Below are 3,729 nucleotides of genomic sequence, written 5' to 3' on the forward strand. Positions count from 1 at the left end.
CCGCTTCGTGCCCGCGCGCGGCGAGGCCGGGGCCGGCAACATGGCCGACGCCTATGCGCGCTCCACGGCCAGCCTGGGCGTGTGCCTCACCAGCACGGGCCCGGCGGCCGGCAACATCGCGGGCAGCATGGTCGAGGCGCTGACGGCCGGTGCGCCGCTCTTGCACATCACGGGGCAGATCGAGACGCCGTATCTCGACAAGGGCATGTCGTACATCCACGAGGCGCCCGACCAGCTGACCATGCTCAAGGCGGTGTCGAAGGCGGCCCTGCGCGTGCGCAGCGTGGAGACGGTGCTCGGCACGCTCAAGCGCGCGGTGCAGCTTGCGTTGACGGCGCCGACCGGCCCGGTGAGCGTGGAGATCCCGATCGACATCCAGTCGGCGCTCACGACCATGCCGGCCGACCTGTCGCCGCTGCCCATCGAGCGGCCCGTGCCTTCCGCGGCCTCGCTCGACGCGCTGGCCGCTCGCCTTGCAGCCGCCAGGCGCCCGATGCTGTGGGTCGGCGGCGGCGCGCGCCATGCGGGCGCTGCCATCCGCCGGCTGCAGAAGCTCGGCTTCGGCGTGGTCACGACCACGCAGGGCCGCGGCACGGTGCCCGAGGACGACGCGGGTTCGCTCGGCTCCTACAACATCCACAAGCCGGTCGAGGCGCTGTACCAGCGCTGCGACGCAATGCTGGTCGTCGGCTCGCGGCTGCGCGGCAATGAAACGCTCAAGTACGAATTGAAGCTGCCGCGCCCGCTGCTGCGCATCGATGCCGACGCCGCCGCCGAAGGCCGCGGCTACGCCACCGACCTGTTCGTCTGCGGCGATTCCGCGATGGCGCTCGAAGGCCTGGCCGACCGCCTCGAGGCCGCGAAGTACAAGGCCGACCCCGAACTGCTCGCCGACCTGCGCGCCGCGCACGAACAGGCCGTGGCCTCGTTGACCGACGGCCTCGGCCCCTATGCCGCGCTCGTGAAGGAACTGCAGGCCGCAGCCGGCCGCAGCTTCAACTGGGTGCGCGACGTCACGGTGTCGAACAGCACCTGGGGCAACCGCGAGCTGCGCGTCTTCGAACCCAGCGCGGGCGTGCATGCCACGGGCGGCGGCATCGGGCAGGGCATGCCGATGGCCATTGGCGCGGCCATTGGCGCGGCCGAGACGGGCTCGGGCCGCAAGACCTTCTGCCTGGCCGGCGACGGCGGCTTCATCCTGAACCTCGGCGAGCTTGCCACCGCGGTGCAGGAGCAGGCCGACATGGTCATCGTGCTCATGAACGACAAGGGCTACGGCGTCATCAAGAACATCCAGGACGCGCAATACGGCGGCCGCCGCTGCTATGCCGACCTGCACACACCCGACKACGCGATGCTGTGCGCCTCGCTGGCGCTGCCGCATGCGCGCGTGCAGCGCATCGACGAGCTGAAGGCAAAGCTCGGCGAGGCGCTGGCCAAGAAGGGCCCGTTCCTGCTCGAGATCGACATGCTGTCGATCGGCGAATTCAAGAGCGCCTTCGCCGGCCCGCCGACCAACACCGTGACGCAGATCCCGGCGCTCGGCAAGGCTGCGGCTACGTCGGTGGAGTGACGGGCATGACCGCGCTGCGCGTTGCACTCATCGGCTGCGGTGCCATCGGCACCTCGGTGCTCGAACTGCTGAAGGGCGACACGGCCCTGGCGGTGGCGGCCATCGTCGTGCCTGAAGAAGGCGTGGCCGCCGCGCAGAAGCTGGTGCCCGGCGTGCCGGTTGCAAGCCGCGTGCCGGCCACGGGCATCGACCTCGTGGTCGAGACGGCCGGCCATGCGGCCATCGAGGAGCATGTGCTGCCGGCACTCGCGCGCGGCACGCCGTGCATCGTCGCCTCGGTGGGCGCGCTGTCGGCCGCGGGCCTTGCCGAACGGCTCGAAGCCGCCGCCACTTCCGGCCGCACGCAGGTGCAGCTGATCGCGGGCGCCATCGGCGCCATCGATGCACTGGCCGCCGCCCGCATCGGCGGGCTCGGCAGCGTGCGCTACACGGGCCGCAAGCCCCCGCAGGCCTGGAAGGGCACGCCGGCCGAGCAGGGCCGCGACCTCGACCGCTTGACCGAGGAAACCGTGATCTTCGAAGGCAGCGCACGCGAGGCGGCGCAGCTCTATCCCAAGAACGCCAACGTGGCGGCGACCGTGTCGCTCGCGGGGCTGGGGCTCGACAGGACGATGGTGCGGCTCATTGCCGACCCGGCCATCGCCGACAACGTGCACACGGTCGAGGCCGAGGGCGCCTTCGGCAGCTTCGAGCTGACCATGCGCAACAAGCCGCTTGCGGCCAATCCCAAGACCTCCGCGCTCACCGTCTACAGCGCGGTGCGCGCGCTGCGCAACCGGGCCGCGGCGCTCGCCATCTGAGCCATTCCCCACCATGATTTCTTCCGAACTTCTTCCGATCTGCGTTGCCGGCGAATGGCGCCTGGGCGGCGGCGACGTGTACGAGAGCCTCTATCCCGCCACGGGCGAGCCGATCGCGCGCCTCAGGGCCGCGAGCCTGGCCGATGTCGAGGAGGCCATCACGCGTGCCGACCACGCGTTCCGCAACAGCGGCTGGGCCCAGCGCCTGCCGCACGARCGCGCCGCCGTGCTGCACCGCGTGGCGCAGCTGATCCGCGAAGAGAGCGAAAGCCTTGCGCAGAAGCAGCGCCTGGACAACGGCAAGCCGATCAACGAAACGCGCAACCTCGTGGCCAGCGCCGCGGGCACCTTCCAGTTCTTCGCGGCAGCATTGGAGACGCTCGAAGAAACCATCACCCCCTCGCGCGGCGCCTTCGTCACGATGAGCGTGCACGAGCCCATGGGCGTGGTCGCGGCGATCACGCCGTGGAACTCGCCGATCGCGAGCGAAGCGCAGAAGCTCGCGCCCGCGCTGGCGGCCGGCAATGCGGTGGTCGTGAAGCCCGCCGAAGTCACGCCGCTGATGGCGCTGGAGCTCGCGCRCATCTGCGAGCAGGCCGGCGTGCCGAAGGGCATCGTCAGCGTGCTGCCGGGCAAGGGATCGGTCATCGGCGATGCGATCACGAAGCATCCGCTGGTCAAGCGCGTGTCGTTCACGGGCGGCACCACCACCGGCAAGCACATCGCGCACATCGCGGCCGACAAGATGATGCCGGTGTCGCTGGAGCTGGGCGGCAAGTCGCCCACCATGGTGCTCGACGATGCGGACCTCGACCATGCGGTGAGCGGCGTGCTCTACGGCATCTTCAGCTCATCGGGCGAATCGTGCATCGCCGGCTCGCGCCTCTTTGTGGCACGCGGCATCTATGACGAGTTCCTCACGCGGCTGGCCGAAGGCGCCAATGCCTTGCGCGTGGGCGACCCGGCTTCGGAGCGCACGCAGATGGGCCCGCTCATCACCGCCAGGCACCGCGAGGGCATCGAGCGCTATGTGGAGCTGGGCGTGTCCGAAGGCGGGCGCATCCGCACCGGCGGCGTGCGGCCCCATGGCGGCGACTACGACAAGGGCTACTTCTACCGGCCGACCATCATCGAGGGCCTGGACAACAGCGCGCGCATCAGCCAGGAAGAGATCTTCGGCCCGGTACTGGTCGCGATGCCCTTCGACGACGAGGAGTCGCTGATCGCGCAGGCCAACGACAGCGTCTACGCGCTGGCCGCGGGCGTCTGGAGCCGCGACTTCAAGCGCGCCTGGAAGCTCGGCCGCGCAGTGCAGGCCGGCACCGTCTGGGTCAACACCTACAAGCAGTTCTCGGT

Annotated in this window: 3 protein-coding genes; all 3 read left to right on the plus strand. The window is 70.4% G+C overall.

Annotated elements, in window-relative coordinates:
* Window positions 1–1,573, plus strand: a 1,573-nt coding sequence (locus AC1DOC_RS24195) for a thiamine pyrophosphate-binding protein (RefSeq protein ID WP_478130652.1), incomplete at its 5' end; no start/stop codon positions are given.
* Between the two features lie 5 nt (window positions 1,574–1,578).
* On the plus strand, window positions 1,579–2,373 hold the full coding sequence (locus AC1DOC_RS24200; protein WP_478083379.1) for an aspartate dehydrogenase: 795 nt from the start codon (window positions 1,579–1,581) through the stop codon (window positions 2,371–2,373).
* 13 nt (window positions 2,374–2,386) lie between these two features.
* A partial coding sequence (locus tag AC1DOC_RS24205; protein ID WP_478130653.1) for an aldehyde dehydrogenase occupies window positions 2,387–3,729 on the plus strand: 1,343 nt, incomplete at its 3' end.

The sequence above is a fragment of the Variovorax sp. 01T439_2 genome (assembly GCF_056398445.1).

Coding starts and splice junctions, on each gene's coding strand:
- AC1DOC_RS24200 (WP_478083379.1), top strand. CDS start 1,579: ATGACCGCGCTGCGCGTTGCACTCATCGGCTGCGGTGCCATCGGCACC.